Origin of the sequence: Glacieibacterium frigidum (genome assembly GCF_007097155.1) — a bacterium.
Lineage (GTDB): Bacteria > Pseudomonadota > Alphaproteobacteria > Sphingomonadales > Sphingomonadaceae > Glacieibacterium > Glacieibacterium frigidum.
On record NZ_VJWA01000002.1, the window covers coordinates 1,003,518 to 1,019,469 of the forward strand.

The window sequence follows — 15,952 nt, forward strand, 5'->3', positions numbered from 1 at the left end:
TCAAGCGGTCGCAAGCCGCACGCATCCTTTGGGGGAACGACCATGATCCACAACCGATTCGACCTGCGCGCGCTCGCCCTCGCCGGTGTCGCGCTTGCCGCACTGACGGCACCCGCCACGGCGCAGACCCCCGACACCGCGGCGCCTGCCGCCGCCGCCACCCCCGACGAGGAGATCGTCGTCACCGCCCGCCGCCGCAACGAGACGCTGCTGGAAGTGCCGATCGCGGTCACGGCGTTCAGCGGCGCGCAGTTGGAGGCAGCCGGCATCCAGGACATCACCCAGCTGGCGCAGGTCGTTCCCAACGTCACCTTCGAGCCGACGCGCGGGTCGAACACCACCGTCGCTGCCTTCATCCGCGGGGTCGGCCAGCAGGACCCGGTGGCGGGCTTCGAGGCGGGCGTCGGCATCTATCTCGACGACGTCTATCTGAACCGCCCGCAGGCGTCGGTGCTCGACGTGTTCGATGTCGAGCGCATCGAGATCCTGCGCGGGCCGCAGGGCACGCTGTACGGCCGCAACACCATCGGCGGCGCGATCAAGTACGTCACCAAGCGCCTGTCGGACGAGGCCGAGCTCAACGTCCGCGTGACCGGCGGCATGTACAAGGAAGCCGATGCGATCGTCAGCGGCTCGGTGCCGTTGTCGTCGACCTTCCGCGTCGGCGGCGCGGTGGCGCGGCTGAGCCGCGGCGGCTTCGGCGACAACCTGACGCTGCCGAACCGCGAGAACTACAACAAGGACGTCTGGGCAACGCGCTTCAGCGCCGAGTTCGACCCCGACCCCGCGCTCAGCCTGCGCGTCACCGCCGACTATGTCCGCGACGACAGCGACCCCAAGCAGGGCCACCGCCTGACCATTGGCGCGGTGTCGGGCGCGCCGATCCTGCGCGACGTCTACGACACGCGCTCGGGCCTCGACACGCCCGAGCAGAAGGTCGAGGCGTACGGCTTCAGCTTCACCGCCGCGTGGAAGCTGTCCGACGCCTTCACGCTGAAGAACATCCTGGCGTATCGCCGCGACCGCACCGACACGCCGATCGATTTCGACAGCCTGCCCGCGCAGGACGTCGACGTGCCGGCGATCTACAAGAACAAGCAGACGTCGGAGGAGCTGCAGCTGCTGTACAGCAGCGACAAGCTCAACGGCCTGCTCGGCTTCTATTATCTCGACGCCAACGCCTTCAACATCTTCGACGTGATCCTGGGCACCACCGGCGCGGTGCTCGGCCTCCCGGGCTTCACGGCGTCGACCTTCGGCGATGTCGACACCAAGACCTACAGCTTCTTCGGCGACTTCACCTATGATTTCACCGAGCAGTTCAGCCTGTCGGTCGGCGGGCGCTACACCAACGACAAGCGCAATTCGGTGATCATCCGCAAGAACCTGATCGGCGGCGCGTCGCCCGAACTCGGCGGTGCGGGCGTCCAGCTCGGCGCGCTGACCTCCAACTTCAACGGCGAGGCGACCTTCAAGGAGTTCACGCCGCGCGCCTCGATCAGCTTCAAGCCGACGCCCGACCACAACCTGTACGCAAGCTATTCGAAGGGCTTCAAGGGCGGCGGCTTCGACCCGCGCGGCCTGTCCACGGCGGCCCCCGACACCAACAAGAACGGCGTGCGCGACCCGAACGAGATCTACGACTTCCTGTCGTTCGATCCCGAAACCGTCGACAGCTACGAGCTGGGCTACAAGGCGAGCCTGTTCGACCGCCGCCTCTCCTTGAGCATCGCGGCGTTCCATGCCGACTACAAGGACGTCCAGGTGCCGGGTTCGTTCGGGTTCGATTCGAACGGCGACGGCATCAACGACACCTTCGTCGGGGTCACCTCGAATGCCGGCAAGGCGAAGATCGACGGCCTCGAGATCGAGGGGCTGGCACGCCTCGCGCCGGAGTTCGCGGGTGCGGGGTCGAACGTCAACCTGGGCTTCTCGTTCGGCTATATCGACGCGAAGTATAAGCAGTTCATCGGGCCGACGGGCACCGATGTGGCGAAACAGCGCGTGTTCCAGAACACGCCGAAGTATACCGCGAGCCTGGGCCTGACGGTGTCGGTGCCGCTCAGCCTGATGGGTGACGGCATCGTCGATATCGCGCCCGCGCTGTCGTACAAGTCGAAGACCTCGCAGTTCGAGATCGCCGGCCCGCTCGATCAGAAGGCGTACACTTTGCTCGACGCGAGCCTCGTCTGGCGCTCCGACGACGACCGCTGGTCGGTCGGCGTGCACGGCAAGAACCTGACCGACAAGCGCTACAAGACCAGCGGCTATGTCTTCGGCGCGTTCAACGCTGCGGGTGCCTTCGTGCCGTCGCTGGGGCGCGAGGGCGTTCTGACGGCCTATTACGGCGCGCCGCGGCAAGTGTATGCGACGGTGGGCATGAAGTTCTGAGCGCAGGTTCGTCATCCCCGCGAAGGCGGGGACCCATAATCACCACCGCTGGGGTGAGAGGCTTTCTCCTCCCGAAGGTCTTGGCTTATGGGTCCCCGCCTTCGCGGGGATGACGAAAGAGATTAGATGTTAACCCGCCGCAACCTGACCCTCGCCGCCCTCCTCCTCGTCTACATCTTCAATTTCGTCGACCGCCAGATCCTCGGCATCCTCGCCGGGCCGATCAAGGCGGAGCTGCAGCTGAGCGACACGCAGCTCGGGCTGCTCGGCGGCATCGCCTTCGCTTTGCTCTATTCGACGCTGGCGGTGCCGCTCGCGGTGCTGGCCGACCGCACGGGGCGGGTGCGCGTCATCGCCATTTCGCTCGCGGTGTGGAGCGGGTTTACCGCGCTGTGCGGCTTCGCAGGCTCGTACGTGCAGCTGTTTCTGTGCCGGCTCGGCGTCGGGGTCGGCGAGGCGGGCGGCGTCGCGCCGTCGTACGCGGTGATCGCCGACAGTTTTCCGCCCAAACAGCGCGCCCGGGCGCTCAGCATCTATTCGCTCGGCATCCCGTTCGGCTCGGCGATCGGCGTGCTGTTCGGCGGCTATGTGGCGAGCCTCGTCGACTGGCGCACCGCCTTCATCGCCGTCGGCGTCGCGGGCGCGGTGCTCGCGCCCTTGTTCGGCTGGTTCGTGCGCGAGCCCGCCGCGGTCGCCGTGGCCGCACCGAAGGTCCGCTTCGCCCCCGTCGCGCGCCGCCTCGCGCGCAAGTCGAGCTTCTGGCTGCTGGCGCTGGGCGCGGCGTCGAGTTCGACGCTCGGCTACGGCCTCGCCTTCTGGCTGCCGTCGCTGCTCCAGCGCAGCCTCGGCCTCGACCTTATCGAGACGTCGCGCTTCTTCGGCGCGGTGCTGCTGATCGGCGGCACCGCCGGCGTGCTGGCGGGCGGCTGGATCGGCGACCGCGTCGGTGCGGCCGACCGCGGCGGCTATGCGAAATTGCCGGCGATCGCCTTCGTCGCCGCGGTGCCGCTCTTCGCCGCCGGTGCCCTGTCGGGATCGGCGGGCCTCGCCTTCGTGCTGTTCCTGATCCCCCAGGCGCTGGCGTACGTCTGGCTCGCGCCGGTCATCACCGCGGTCCAGCACCTCGTCCCCGCCGCCGAGCGCGCGACGGCGTCGGCGTGCTTCCTGCTGATCAACAACCTGATCGGGCTGGGGGCGGGCACGCTGATCCTCGGCAATCTCGCCGACCGGCTGACGCCGCTGTACGGCAACGAGGCGCTGCGCATGGCGGTGGTCTTCGGCCTCGGCTTCTACCTGCTCGCCGCCGTGCTGATGGCGTGCGCGATCCGGCCGTTACGGCGTGACTGGATAGACTGACCGCCCGGCGCTATCGTCGCCGCCGGGGGTAGGATGGCGCGAACGCTGCGATCACGGCTGCGCGACCTGTGGACGGGCAAGGCAGTGCTCGCGCTGCCCGGCATCGCCGCGACACTCGTCCTGCTCGCGCTCCACGTCGCCGAGGTGCCGGTGCTGCGCCAGCTCGGCAATCTGCTGTTCGACACCTATCAGCGCGCGGCTCCTCGCCCCTACGAGCCCGCCCCGGTCAAGGTCGTCGACATCGACGACGAGACGCTCCAGCGCCTCGGCCAATGGCCCTGGCCGCGCACCGATGTTGCACGATTGACCAAATTGCTGACCGACGCCGGTGCCGCCGCGATCGCCTTCGATATCGTGTTCTCGGAAAGCGACCGCACGTCGCCGTCGCGCGTCGCGAAGATGCTCGCTGCCAGCCCCGACGCGCGGGGCGACTATGCCGATGTCGCGCGCATGGCCGATCACGATGCGCTGTTCGGCCAGGCGCTCGGCACCGCGCCGTCGATCCCGGGCTTCTTCATGACCCGCGACGCCAACCCGGCGCGGCCCGAGCAGAAGGCCGGGGTCGCGGTCCTCGGCTCCCCCATCGATGCCGCGCTGCCGGCGTTCGCGGGCGCGATCGTGCCGCTGCCGGTGCTGGCGAAGTCGGCAGCCGGCGCGGGCTTCGTGTCGATCGTCGGCGACAGCGACGGCATCATCCGCCGCGCGCCCCTGCTCGCCCGCGTCGGCGACCAGATCGTCCCCTCGCTCAGCCTCGAGGCGCTGCGGGTCGCGCAACAGGCGGGGGCACTCGTCATCCGCGGTACCGACGGCAGCGGCGAGATGGGCGGCGGCGAGGCGGGGGTCGTCAAGATCAAGGTCGGCGACTTCGAGATTCCGACGACGCCGGCGGGCGAGCTGTGGATGAACTACACCGAGCCGCGCCCCGACCGCATCGTGCCCGCGTGGAAGATCCTGACCGGCGCGTACAGCCCGGCGCAGCTGCAGGCGCTGTTCGCAGGGAACATCGTCTTCATCGGCACGGGCGCGGCGGGCCTGCGCGACCTCGTCGCGACGCCGGTGCGCGAGCGCGAGCTGGGGGTCATCGTCCACGCCCAGGCGGTCGAGCAGATGATCCTGGGCAGGTTCGTGGTGCGGCCCGACTGGGCGCCGGGGGTCGAGCGGCTGCTGCTCGTCGTCTTCGGCCTGACGCTGTCGCTGGCACTGCCGCGGCTCGGTGCGACGCGCGGCGGCGTGCTGTTCTTCCTCATGGTCGGCGGGGTCTTCGCCGCATCCTGGTACGCCTACCGCGACCAGCAATTGCTGATCGACCCGACCGTCCCGGCGCTCGCGGTGCTGAGCGCGTACATGTTCGTCACCGCCTTCACCTTCTACCGCGAGGAGAGCGCGCGGCGCTACATCCACCAGGCGTTCGACCGCTACCTCAGCCCCGAACTCGTCGAGCGCATCGCGCGCGATCCGGGCCAGCTCCAGCTGGGCGGCGAGGAGCGCGACATGACGGTGATGTTCTGCGACGTCCGCAGCTTCAGCCGCATCTCCGAGAGCCTGGGGCCGCAGGAGATCATCAAGTTCCTGATCGAATTCCTGACCCCCATGACCGACATATTGCTCGCGAAGAAGGCGACGATCGACAAATATATCGGCGACGCGGTGCTGGCGTTCTGGAACGCCCCGCTCGACGATCCCGACCATGCCACCAACGCGGCGCGCGGCGCGCTGGCGATGGTCGACGAGCTGGCGCGGCTGAACGCGCTCGACCCGCGTCCGCCGGGCAGCCTGTGGCCGGGCGGCGTCAAGATCGGCATCGGGCTCAACACCGGGCGCTGCTGCGTCGGCAACATGGGGTCGGCACAGCGGCTCAGCTATTCGATCATCGGCGACACCGTGAACCTCGCGAGCCGGATCGAGGGGCTGACCAAATATTACGGCGTCGCGGTCGCGGTCGGCGCCGAGCTCGCCAGCCGCCTCGACGGCTTTGCATTGCTCGAACTCGATGCCGTCCGCGTCGTCGGCCGCGACGCGCCCGAGCGGATCTACGCGCTGCTCGGCACCCCCGAGGCGCCGCCGCCGGGCTTCGCGGCGTTGCGCGAGCGGCACGCCGCGATGCTGGCGGCCTACCGGGCGCAGGACTGGGACGCCGCCCAGGCCGTGCTCGACGAAGCCGTGCTCGCGGCGGCCGGCCTCGAAAAACTGCAGGGCATCTATGCCGAACGCATCGCCGCCTATCGTGTCGCGCCGCCGGGGGCGGACTGGGACGGCGTGTACCAGGCGACCGAAAAATGAACCGCTAATGCAATGAACGGCTTGCTTGCCTGCGTCGTTTTGGCCACCCTGCCCGTATCTTCGGATGGTAGCGGGAAAGGGGGCCGCCTGCCGATGGGCCAGCCACGTCTTTCGCGATGCTGATCGCGCAGATCACCGATATTCACCTGGGTTTCCAGCCCGGTGACCCGAACGAGTTGAACCGCAAGCGGCTCGACAGCGTGCTCGCCGCGCTGACCGCCGACGGCCGCCGCCCCGACCTGTGCATCGCCACCGGCGACCTGACCGAACACGGCACGATCCCGTCGTACCGGACGCTGAAGACGGTGTTCGACGCGCTTCCCTTCCCGGTCTGGCCGATCCTGGGCAACCACGACGTGCGCGAGAATTTCAACAGCGTGTTTTCCAGCCTGCCGCGCACGCAGGACGGTTTCGTCCATTATGCCTTCGATGCCGGGCCGCTGCGCTTCGTCATGCTCGACACGCTCGAGGAGGGTCTGCATGGCGGCAGCTTCGACGCGGGCCGCGCCGCGTGGCTCGACGCGACGCTGGCCGCGTCCGACCGCCCGACGATCATCGCGCTCCACCACCCGCCGCTCGAAAGCGGCAATGCCTGGATGACCGAGGACCCGCGCGCCGACTGGATCGAGGCGTTGCACGGCGTCGTCGCGCGCCATCGCCATGTCGTGCGCCTGCTCAGCGGGCATCTGCATCGCGGCATGACGACGGGGTTTGCGGGCACCACCTTGTGCGTCTGCCCGGCGACCGCGCCGCAGGTCGCGCTCGACTTCCGCGACCTCGACACGACACGCCCCGACGGCCGCGACATGATCGTCGCCGAAAGCCCGGGCTTCGCGCTCCACTACTGGAACGGCCGCGACCTCGTCACCCAGTTCGGCTCGGGCGGCGACCACCCCGTCCTCGCGCGCTTCAACGCGAGGATGCAGGGCGAAGTGGCGAAGATCGTGGGCGAGCGCGAACCCGCCTGAGCCTCACCGCCGCAGCGGCGACCAGTCCTTCATGTCGACGCTGTCGGCGACCTTCCACGGCACCCCGCGCGCGTCGAGGAACAGGCGCTCCATCTCGGCGCGGGTGAAGGGGCGCGAGCCGAGGCGGCCGAAGACCGCCATCTGGTGGCCGCTCTCGTCGACGCCGCGGTCGCGGTCGAGGCCCTTCGACAGCGCCAGCGCGGGAGACGCGGTGCGCGCCCAGGCGATGAGTTCGGGCACCGGCGGCGGCGAGAAGCCGTAGAAATTGGGCTGCGACGACGGCGAGGTCAGCTGCAGCACCTTCATCCCGTTCCGCCCGTCGGCGACGTACGCGAACAGCGAGGCGTTGGTGCTGCCGACGATGACGTCCTCGGCATCGTTCAGCTTCCCGTCGAAGGTGTAGGCGCCGTACGACCTGGGCTTGAGCGGGTTCTTGACGTCGGCGATGACCAGCCCCTCGGCCTTCGCCGCGATGTAGGCGAAGGTGCGCGCGACATAGACGCGGCGCGCGTCCTTGATCGGCAGCACGGTGCCGACGACGACGGGGGACCCGAGGCGCGTGATGTCGAGCGTCTCCAGCCCGCGCGCGGTGGTGACGAAGGCGTAGCGGAACTGCACCGCGATGCCGCGCGGATCGGCCATCGGCACGTTCGCCGCCAGACGGGGCCTGGTCGGCACGTTGAGGTCGACGACCACGACGCCGCGCGGCGTCGCGATATAGGCGAAGTGCCCGGCGAGCGTCACGAAGCGCGCGCCGGTCAGCACGCCGCCCTCGTTCCACGTCACCGCGCGCTTGAAGAAATTGTTGCGCGGCTCGCGGTCGGTCAGCGTGTCGATGTCGACGAGGATCAGCCCGTCGACCGCGTCGGTGATCACCGCGTAGCGATAGATCGGGTGGAAGGGCTGTTCCTGGTTCGACGGCGTGTCGGGGTTCGCCTTCTCGCCCGCCAGCATGTCCTCGTTGCGCTTGACGCTGATCGACTGGTTGGTCGGCAGCGCCATGCAGGTCGCGTCGGGCGTGTCGATGTGGGTGCGGTGGCCGAGGCGCGAGAACGGCGAGGCGACGATCTTCTCGCTGATCCCCTTGTTGCCGATATTGGCGACGTCGTACGCGGTGAAGCCGCCCTTGCCTTCGGCGACGTAGAGATATTCGCCGCGCAGCTGCAGGCATTTGACCGCACCGCCGGTGCGCTGCGTGACGTTGCGGATTTCCTCCATCGCGCGCGTCTCGCCGCGGTACTTTGACTTCGAATCGACGATCAGGCCGCGGTTCCAGTCGATCAGCTCCCGGCCGTTCCGCTCGACATGCGCCTTCCAATAGTCCGGATAGGCGTAGCGCTGCAGGTAAGAGCCGAACACCGCCTGCGGCTCGTCCCACTCGGTGACGCGCACCGCCTCGAGGCCCGCGCCCAGCCCGACGAAGGCGTGCATCCCGACGAAATTGACGAAGTTGGTGCCGTTGAGGACGAGCTGCGCCATGATCGCATTATTGTCGTCGGCGTCCGACAGGTGGCAGTCGCTGCACGTCTTGGTCTCGGTCGTCCGCACGGTGTGCGGGAAATGCGCGCCGAACGCCTGGCTCGAATAGCCCGAGGCCGAGATCGGCGGCTGCTGGACGTAGATCCGCTCGCGATTGATGTTGGTCGACGACAGGATCAGCGCCGAGCTGCTGCGGATCGGCGCGACGATATTGCCCTTCGTCGTCTGGTGCTTGCCGAGCTGGAACATGTCGTCGCGCGCCACCTGCGGGTTGTAGGTCGCGTAGTTGCGCGTCTCCTCGCCGTCGTACTTGTGGCTCGTCGTCTTCCAGTTCGCCTCGATCGGCAGGTGGCAGCCGCCGCAGCTGGTGGTCCAAGACAGATGGCAGGAATAGCAGGCGATCTCCTCGTCCTTGTGCGCGAGGTCGCCGACGCCGGGGCCGAAGTTCAGCTTTCCGTCGGGGCCAGGCCGGCCCATCAGCTTGGCGCGTGCCGCCTTGGGGTTGAAGTCGGGGTGGCCGCGCGTGACCGAGTCTTTGGTCAGGTGGATGCGCCACTCCTGCGTGCCGTCGACCGAGCGCTGGAGCAGCGCGCGCCGCCCGTCCTGCTCGACCCATTCGAAGCGCCGCCGCCCGTCGGGGTTGCGGATCAGCGTCAGGTCGTTGCCCTCTGGCGAGGCCGCGAGATTCGAAGTGCGCAGCGTCGGATAGGTCTTGGCGGTGCCGTGGCAGTCCTTGCAACCGATCTCGACCGCGTTCGCGACCTCGCCGTGGATCAGGCCGTTGCCGTGGCCGTCCTGCGCGAAGTGGCAGTCGACGCACTGCATACCCTTCTCGGCATGGATGTCCATCATATGGACGGTCTTGCCGGGGTTGGTGCCGGGGGGCACGAACTGCCCCTCGCCCTTGCGCCGCCACTTCTCGGGGTCGTCGTTGGCGACGATTGCGCCGTCCTGGTCGAGCAAATTGCCGTCGCGGTCGCGCTTCAGCACGGCGCGGAAATTCCAGCCGTGGCCGTGGTAGTCGGCGAACTGCGTGTCCTTGAGGCTGGGGTTGCGGTCGTTGACGGTGCGCAGGAAGTCGATGTCGGCCCATTTGCCGCGCGGTGCCGCACCCTCGGGATTGCGGTCGAGGACCTCGCGCTGTTCCTTCGCGGTCGGGTATTTCTGCTTCTCCGGCCACATGGCGGGAGCGTCGCTTTCGTAATCCCACATCGTGTAGCCGAGGTAGGAGTTCACGAACATGTTGGGCTGGTGCATGTGGCAGTTCATGCACTGCGCGGTCGGGATGGCGCGCGTGAACATGTGCTTGATCGGGTGGCCGGGCTCGTCCTTGGGGATCGTCGGGTCGCTGCTGAAGCTCTTGCCGTCGCGGCCGAAGGTCGACCAGGGACCCGAATGGCGCGGCTCGCGGTCGTTGGCGTAGACGACGTGGCAGGCCGCGCAGCCCGAGGTGCGATAGTCGCCGGGCTGGTCGTTGGTGCCCATGAACCAAGTGAACGGGTCGTTGAGGCGCGTCTTGTGGATGTTGATGACCGGCACCGAGATGCGCAGGCCCGTCCCGGGACCGCGGTTCGACTGGCGGATGTCGGGGCGGCCGGGCTCCTCGAGCCGCTGCAGCGCGCCGTTGGCGTTGGGCAGGCCGATCTCGGGGAACTGGGTGACGATGTTGCGGCCGCCGCGTTCGAAGACGCGGAAGATGTCGCCCGGCGCCAGCACCTGCCACTTGGGCAGCGGGTACAAAGTGCCGATCGCGCCGCGCTTCTTCTCGTCCTCGGTCAGCAGCCCGGGCTCGATGCCCGCCGACTGCAGCCGCGCGGGCTCGCCTTCGCGCGTGTACGCCTCGCCGATCGCGTAATTCTTGAAGGGCAGGATGCCGTTGTTGTAGCTCGCCCCGCCGAAGAACATCGCGCCGGTCGACATCAGTGAGCGTTCGGCGGCGACGATCGTGTCCATGTGGCAGGCGCCGCAGCTTTCACGCACCACCCGGTAGTCCGACGGATTGACGAAGCGGATGAACTCGGGCGCTTCCTTGTTGAGCAGGGTGTAGCTCTGCTTCGGGTTCGCCGTGTGCGGGAAGTGCCACGCGCCCGGGTAGCGCGGCAGGACGTGCGCCTTGTCGCGCGCCGCGACGTACGCGGAGTCCTTCTTGCCGAGCCCCTTCGCGGCGACGACGGTCGCATCGCCGCCGTGGCAGTCGGTGCAGCCGAGCACGACCGCGCCCGACTTGTGCATCGTCCATTCGTCGGTCGCGGTGTGGCACGACATGCAGCCCCGCGTCTTGCCCGCGGCTTGTTCTGCCGTCTGCGAGCGCGGCGCGTCGGGAGCGCGGACCCAGTTGCGCTCGACGGGCTTCTCGCCCTCCGACGCGATCGCGCCGCCGGCCAGCGCCGCGAGGATGAGGGCGACCCGCCAGCGCATCAGTAGCTCAGGATCGCGTTGAACAGGACGCTGTAGAAGCGCTTGTTGCCGTTCGACGTCGCGAACAGGTCGCGGAAACCCGCGCCGGGGTCAAAGATCGCGCCCGACAGGCGGAACACCAGGTTCTGCGTGAACTTCGGGCGGTAGATCGCCGCCGCCGAGACATCGAGGCCGACATCGTGCGGGATCGACCCCTCGACGCGCAGCGCCTGGAGGATCTCGGTGGTGTCGAACCAGATGTTGTTGACGTTCGCCGACAGGCGCAGCTCGGGCAGCACGTCGAAGTCGGCGCCGATGCCCGCCAGAATGGTACCGGGGTTATTGAAGTTCGACTGGCCCTCTTCCTTCGACGAGCGCAGGTTGTTGAGGACGCCGTTGCGGCTGTTGACCGATACCGCGCGGCCGCCGCCGGCGAAGGGGATCGTCTGGCGGATCCAGTAGCTGGTGTCGGCGCCGGCGAACTGCGGGTTCTCGAAGATCGCGTCGAAGCCGTGCTCGGTATCGTCGTAGGGGTCCTTGTCGCCGCTCGCGTAAAGTCCGGACAACTTGACCCGCACCCAGTCGAAATCGAGGCTCGCCTCGGCAGCCGCGAACAGCGCGCGGACCTTGGCTTCGCGGTTGGTGAAGATCGAATTGCGGTCGGTGCCGAGCGCGCCGTAGACGCTCGCGGTCAGATTGACCCGCCCGATCCGCCCGTCGGCGTTATAGCCGAGATAGACGATGTCATAGTCGCGCGGCCGGATGTTGCCGATCAGCGCGGGGCGCGCCGGAAAGCCGTTGTCGTCGAGGTGCGTCTCGTCGGCCTCTCGGTTGCGGTTGTAGACCGCGGTGATCTGGCTGGTCAGGCCGGGGACGGGCAGGTCCTGGCGGTACAGGTTGGCGATCAGCACGTAGTCGTCGCGCGGCCGCTGGGTGACGTCGTTCAGTCCCGAATTCGTGTCCTTCTCGATCCGCACGAAGGCCGCGAGATTATACTGCCAGCGGTTGTTGTCGCGGTCGCCGAACAGGCGGATGCCGAGCTGGTTGTCTTGGAACAGGAAGCCGCGGAAATCGGTCGAAAAGGGCTGGATGCCGACGCGGATCGAGTCGAAGTCGTAGCGGTCGCTGACGTTGCGCAGGTGATAGTCGAAGAACAGCTCCTGCACGCCGATGAACGCGTCGGTGCGGTCGGAGCCGCGCGACGGCTCGACGAACAGCACGCGCTTTTCAGGCACGTTGACGTAGTTGGCGTTGAAGGCGAGCGCGACGCGCACCTCGTAATCGGGCGGCTTGAACGCCGTCGAGCCCTTGAACAGCGACGCGCCCAGAATGAAGGTCTGGCTCGCGACGATGCTGTAGTCGCGCCCGAACGTGTCGATGCTGCCTGGCTTTTCGGTGGTCTGGACGCCGACGGGGATGGGGAAGCTGCGCGGTTCGAACACCGTGTCGCTGACCGCGTTGAGGCTGAGGAACAGGTCCTCGTGGCCGGGCAGCGGCACGTCGCCCTTCAGCTTGTTCTGGTTGTACGGGTCGAACCAGCGCGGCTTCACGAGGCCGAGCGATTCCGCCAGCCGCCAGCGGTCGGGGACGGGGATGTGATCCTGCGGGAACGCCTCGGGCGGCGGCGCGCGGACCGCGCCCTCGTTGCGCTGCTCGATACGCGGCGGCAGCGGCGGGTCGCGCTCGCGCCCGGGGATGCGGCGGGGGTCTTCGGGCTCGGCCTGCGCGACCGCGAGGGCGGGGGCGAGCACCACCAGATTTGCGGCGGGGACGGCAGCCGCCATGCTCAGGGCGAGCAGCGCGCTCATTTGCCCTGGCAGACATTCTGGTCGGCGGTGTCGACGAACGGCGCGAACGGGCAATTGACGTAGCGCAGGCGCGTGTTCGACGGCGGCGTCGCGATAACGATCTGGTCGCTGCGGATCGCCGCGGGCGGGTTGCCGAGCGCCCCGCCGAGGCGCGACCCGGCGTTGAACAGCCCCAGGAAGCCGATCATGTCATCCTGGTCGATGCCGTCGCCCGACACGCCGATCGCACCGATCAGCACGTTGCCGCGATAGATCGGCTCACCGCCCGGGAAGATCTGCAGGCCGTTCGCCAGCCGGTTGGGGCCGGGCAGGAAGGTGCAGGCCTGCGGCGTGTCGCTCGCCGACAAGGCCAGCGCGAGGTTCTGCGCGATCAGCGCCGACTGCAGCCCGGTCGAGAAGGGCGAGAAATTGGCGATGGGGCGCGACAATGGCCCCGGCCCGCGCGCCACCTCGCCGTCGGGGAAATAGGGCCGCGCGAGGTTGCCGATGGCGCGGTCGGTCACGGCGAATTGTCCGGACAAGAGGCCAGGCACGAGAGCGTTGATGCGCGTCACGTAATCGCGGACGTTGGCGTCGGGGCCGCCCGCCGCGGTGGTGACGCCCGCGAGGTCCGCCCCGGCGCGTGCGCCTGAGAAGAACGCCACCGAGCGCGCCTTTTGCAGGCTGACGTCGGTACCGAAGATCGGCGCATCGGGGGCGCGCACGATGCCGAGCGCCTGCCCGCGCGTGTCGACGATCGAAATGCTGACCTGTGCGCGGCTGTCGAGCGGCCGGCGGATCTGCGCGCGGGCGCGCGTCATGATCTTGAACGCCTCTTCGAGCAACGCGCGCGTTTCGGCCGCGGTCAGCGGCTGCGCGACCTCGGCGGCGTCGGAGCCCCCGCGCGGCGCGTAGCGGTTGCCGCCCGCTCCGTTCGTCAGGATGAAGGCGTCGGGGTTGTCGAATTCTGCCGCAGTCGCCTTGCGCAGCCCCGAGGCCTCGCTGCCGTAGGGCGTTCCCGCCTGGATCGCGGCCGAGTTGTAGTAGCCCGGAATGGCGGTCAGGCTGCCGCGCGTGCCGTTGACGGTCGCGAAGCCGGGCGCGCTGGCGGGCGTCGAACGGAGGCTTTCGGTATCGCGGTCGGTGAAGCGCAGGGTGGTGCCGTCGACGGTGATACGCTCGGCGCGGATTTCGGTCGGGGCCGCGAACCCCGTGCTGCCGGCGACCGCGACGAGCTCCTCGTCATCGGTATCGACGTCCTGGATCTCGGGGTCGAAGCCGTAATCGCCGTCGCTCATCACGCCGATGCCGCCGACGAGCACGCCGTTCTTGTAGAGCGGCAGCCCGCCGGGGTCGGCCGCGAGTCCCAGCGGCGAGCGCTTGGGCCCGATCAGGCCCTGGGCGGCGCGCGCCGACAGGTCGGAGCAAGGCAGCTGGCTGAACTGCACGCCGAACAACGGGCCGCTCTCGAGGCCGCGCGCAGCGGCCGACGGCGGGAAATGCTCCTGGACGATCTGACTCGCGGTGCGCGTCGAGAAGGCATTGCCCCCCGAGCTGAGATACGCGCCGGTGATTGCCTTCGCGAGGGCGGCGAGCTGCGCCGGCACGCTGACCCCCTGCAGGTCGGTGTTGCCGCTGGTGCCCGGCCGCAGCGTCGCGGTGGCGCGCGCGCCGGTCATCGTGAAGATCGCGAGCGGATTGCCGACGCGGTCGACGACCGCGATCACCGCGGGCGCGCTGCGCGCGCTCGCCTCCGCCACGGCCTGCGCGACGATGCGCTCGACCTCCGCGACGGTCAGCGCCTCCTGCGCGGGGACGGGGTAGACACCGGTCGGGGTCGGGGTCGGCGTGGGGCCGGGGGTCGGTGCGGGGACGCCGCCGCTGTCGCTGCCGCCCGTCGAGCCGCCCCCGCAGGCCGCGAGGGTCAGCGACAATGCAGTCAGTGCGGCAATGGCCCTCATCGCCCAACTCCACCGACACGCGCCATCGCGGCGCGGAAATCATTTGCCCGGTACGCATTCGCGTCGCGCACCGCGGCATAGGCGCGGTCGATGTCGGGGCGTGCGGCGCGCGCCTGCGCCTGCCCGACCTGCCCGTCGGCGACCATCGCGGCGAGCAAAGTCTCCGCCGCCATCACCGCCTGGACACCACCCTGATAGTCGGTCGCCGCCGCCGCCGCGGCTCCGCTGGTCACGTCGCGCAGCATCGCCAGCGTCTGGGCCCGCGAGAAGCTGCTCGCCGCGAAGCGCGCCGCCAGCGCGCGGGCCGTCGCCGCCAGCGCGGCGGTCGCCTTAAGTGCGCCCGCCCGGTCCTGACCGAGCGCCGCGTGGAAGGCCTTCGCCTGCACGTCCAGCCGCGCAGCGAGCGCCGGATCGACCGCGCGTGCGGCGGCGCCCAGCATGATCAGGTTCTCGTCATTGAACACGACATTGCCGAGCATGAACGGCCGCGCCGGGTTGTTGCGGATCGCCAGCTTGGCGGCCGGATCGTCGCTGAAAGTGCGGTGGCACGACCGGCAGTCGAAGAAATAGAATTCGGGGAACGACCCCGCCATGCCCCGCCCCTGGAACAGGGTCAGCGCGCGCTCGAGCGCCAGCGCCTGCCCGACCGCCCAGGTCTTGACGCCCCCGGCGCGGCCCTTGCGCTGGACGTAATCGGCATCCTCGTCGTGGTGGCGCTGCAGCGCGGTGAACAGGTCGAGCTCGAACGCGACGCGCGGGTGGCCCGCCGCCATGACGCGGTGGGTGACGAACTGCCCGGGCTTGCTGGAGCCGAAGTGGCAGTCGAGGCAGACCCCGGCACGAGTCCGCACGTCGTTGACCGGCGTCATCCCGGCGCGGACGTTGTCGGCGTGGCTGACCCCGACGCGGATGTGGCTCGCAACCCAGCGCGTCGAGCCGCCGTGGCAGACCTCGCACCCGACCCCGTCGTCCATGCGGAAGCGCGCGCCCCGATGCGGGGTCGCGTCACCGTGGCACGACACGCACTCCGCCGCCGTCTCGGGCGCGCCGATGTTGAGACGCGCGGCGATCGCCTTGGCGCGCGGCTGCAGCAGGACGCGCCACGCGCGCGAGTGGACGCCGGCGATGCTGGTCTCGTCCTGCCAGGTCAGCAGCTCGTTCTGGCGGACGGTCTTGCCGGTGGCGAGCTGGCGGCCGTGGCAGGTCGAGCCGCTGCACGTCGCGACGCCCTCGTGCCGATCGACGGCCGCCGCCGAACCGCTCAACGCGAGGGCGGCGGCGATCAGCCCGATGAAACCTCGTCCCGCCATCGCCCCCGACGCCCGCTCAACTC

At 69.2% G+C, this 15,952-nt stretch carries 8 protein-coding genes; 4 read left to right on the forward strand and 4 right to left on the reverse strand.

Annotated features, from left to right (window positions below; translation table 11 throughout):
• Positions 1-42: 42 nt before the first annotated feature.
• From FMM06_RS14330 to FMM06_RS14345, 4 genes are all read left to right on the forward strand, one after another.
• Positions 43-2,391 (forward strand): TonB-dependent receptor, encoded by a 2,349-nt coding sequence (locus FMM06_RS14330; RefSeq protein ID WP_144335018.1) that lies wholly within the window; start codon positions 43-45, stop codon positions 2,389-2,391.
• A 126-nt stretch (positions 2,392-2,517) separates the two neighbouring features.
• Positions 2,518-3,747, forward strand: a complete 1,230-nt coding sequence (locus FMM06_RS14335) for a spinster family MFS transporter (protein WP_144335019.1) — start codon at positions 2,518-2,520, stop codon at positions 3,745-3,747.
• A gap of 33 nt (positions 3,748-3,780) precedes the next feature.
• Positions 3,781-6,027, forward strand: a complete 2,247-nt coding sequence (locus FMM06_RS14340; RefSeq protein ID WP_144335020.1) for a CHASE2 domain-containing protein — start codon at positions 3,781-3,783, stop codon at positions 6,025-6,027.
• Positions 6,028-6,143: 116 nt separating this feature from the next.
• The gene (locus FMM06_RS14345) at positions 6,144-6,995 is read left to right on the forward strand and encodes a phosphodiesterase (RefSeq protein WP_144335021.1); all 852 of its coding nucleotides are present in this window, start codon (positions 6,144-6,146) and stop codon (positions 6,993-6,995) included.
• 3 nt (positions 6,996-6,998) lie between these two features.
• On the opposite strand, the gene FMM06_RS14350 is transcribed toward FMM06_RS14345, so the two are convergent.
• From FMM06_RS14350 to FMM06_RS14365, 4 genes are read right to left on the reverse strand one after another with little or no spacing between them, the layout of a single operon-like run.
• Positions 6,999-10,892: an LVIVD repeat-containing protein gene (locus FMM06_RS14350; protein ID WP_144335022.1), complete on the reverse strand. Its 3,894-nt coding sequence runs from the start codon at positions 10,890-10,892 to the stop codon at positions 6,999-7,001.
• A complete protein-coding gene (locus tag FMM06_RS14355; RefSeq protein WP_144335023.1) occupies positions 10,892-12,679 on the reverse strand; it encodes a hypothetical protein in 1,788 nt (595 codons plus the stop codon). The genes FMM06_RS14350 and FMM06_RS14355 overlap by 1 nt, the downstream gene beginning before the upstream one ends.
• Positions 12,676-14,619: a heme-binding protein gene (locus FMM06_RS14360; RefSeq protein WP_144335024.1), complete on the reverse strand. Its 1,944-nt coding sequence runs from the start codon at positions 14,617-14,619 to the stop codon at positions 12,676-12,678. The genes FMM06_RS14355 and FMM06_RS14360 overlap by 4 nt, the downstream gene beginning before the upstream one ends.
• Positions 14,616-15,929: a multiheme c-type cytochrome gene (locus tag FMM06_RS14365; protein WP_144335025.1), complete on the reverse strand. Its 1,314-nt coding sequence runs from the start codon at positions 15,927-15,929 to the stop codon at positions 14,616-14,618. Before FMM06_RS14365 ends, FMM06_RS14360 begins: the two co-directional genes overlap by 4 nt.
• Positions 15,930-15,952: the final 23 nt, after the last annotated feature.

Bases quoted from the DNA above. Each gene is read 5' to 3' on its own strand.
- FMM06_RS14330 (WP_144335018.1), top strand. From the start codon at position 43: ATGATCCACAACCGATTCGACCTGCGCGCGCTCGCCCTCGCCGGTGTC.
- FMM06_RS14365 (WP_144335025.1), bottom strand. From the start codon at position 15,929: ATGGCGGGACGAGGTTTCATCGGGCTGATCGCCGCCGCCCTCGCGTTG.
- FMM06_RS14335 (WP_144335019.1), top strand. From the start codon at position 2,518: ATGTTAACCCGCCGCAACCTGACCCTCGCCGCCCTCCTCCTCGTCTAC.
- FMM06_RS14350 (WP_144335022.1), bottom strand. From the start codon at position 10,892: ATGCGCTGGCGGGTCGCCCTCATCCTCGCGGCGCTGGCCGGCGGCGCG.
- FMM06_RS14355 (WP_144335023.1), bottom strand. From the start codon at position 12,679: ATGAGCGCGCTGCTCGCCCTGAGCATGGCGGCTGCCGTCCCCGCCGCA.
- FMM06_RS14345 (WP_144335021.1), top strand. From the start codon at position 6,144: ATGCTGATCGCGCAGATCACCGATATTCACCTGGGTTTCCAGCCCGGT.
- FMM06_RS14360 (WP_144335024.1), bottom strand. From the start codon at position 14,619: ATGAGGGCCATTGCCGCACTGACTGCATTGTCGCTGACCCTCGCGGCC.
- FMM06_RS14340 (WP_144335020.1), top strand. From the start codon at position 3,781: ATGGCGCGAACGCTGCGATCACGGCTGCGCGACCTGTGGACGGGCAAG.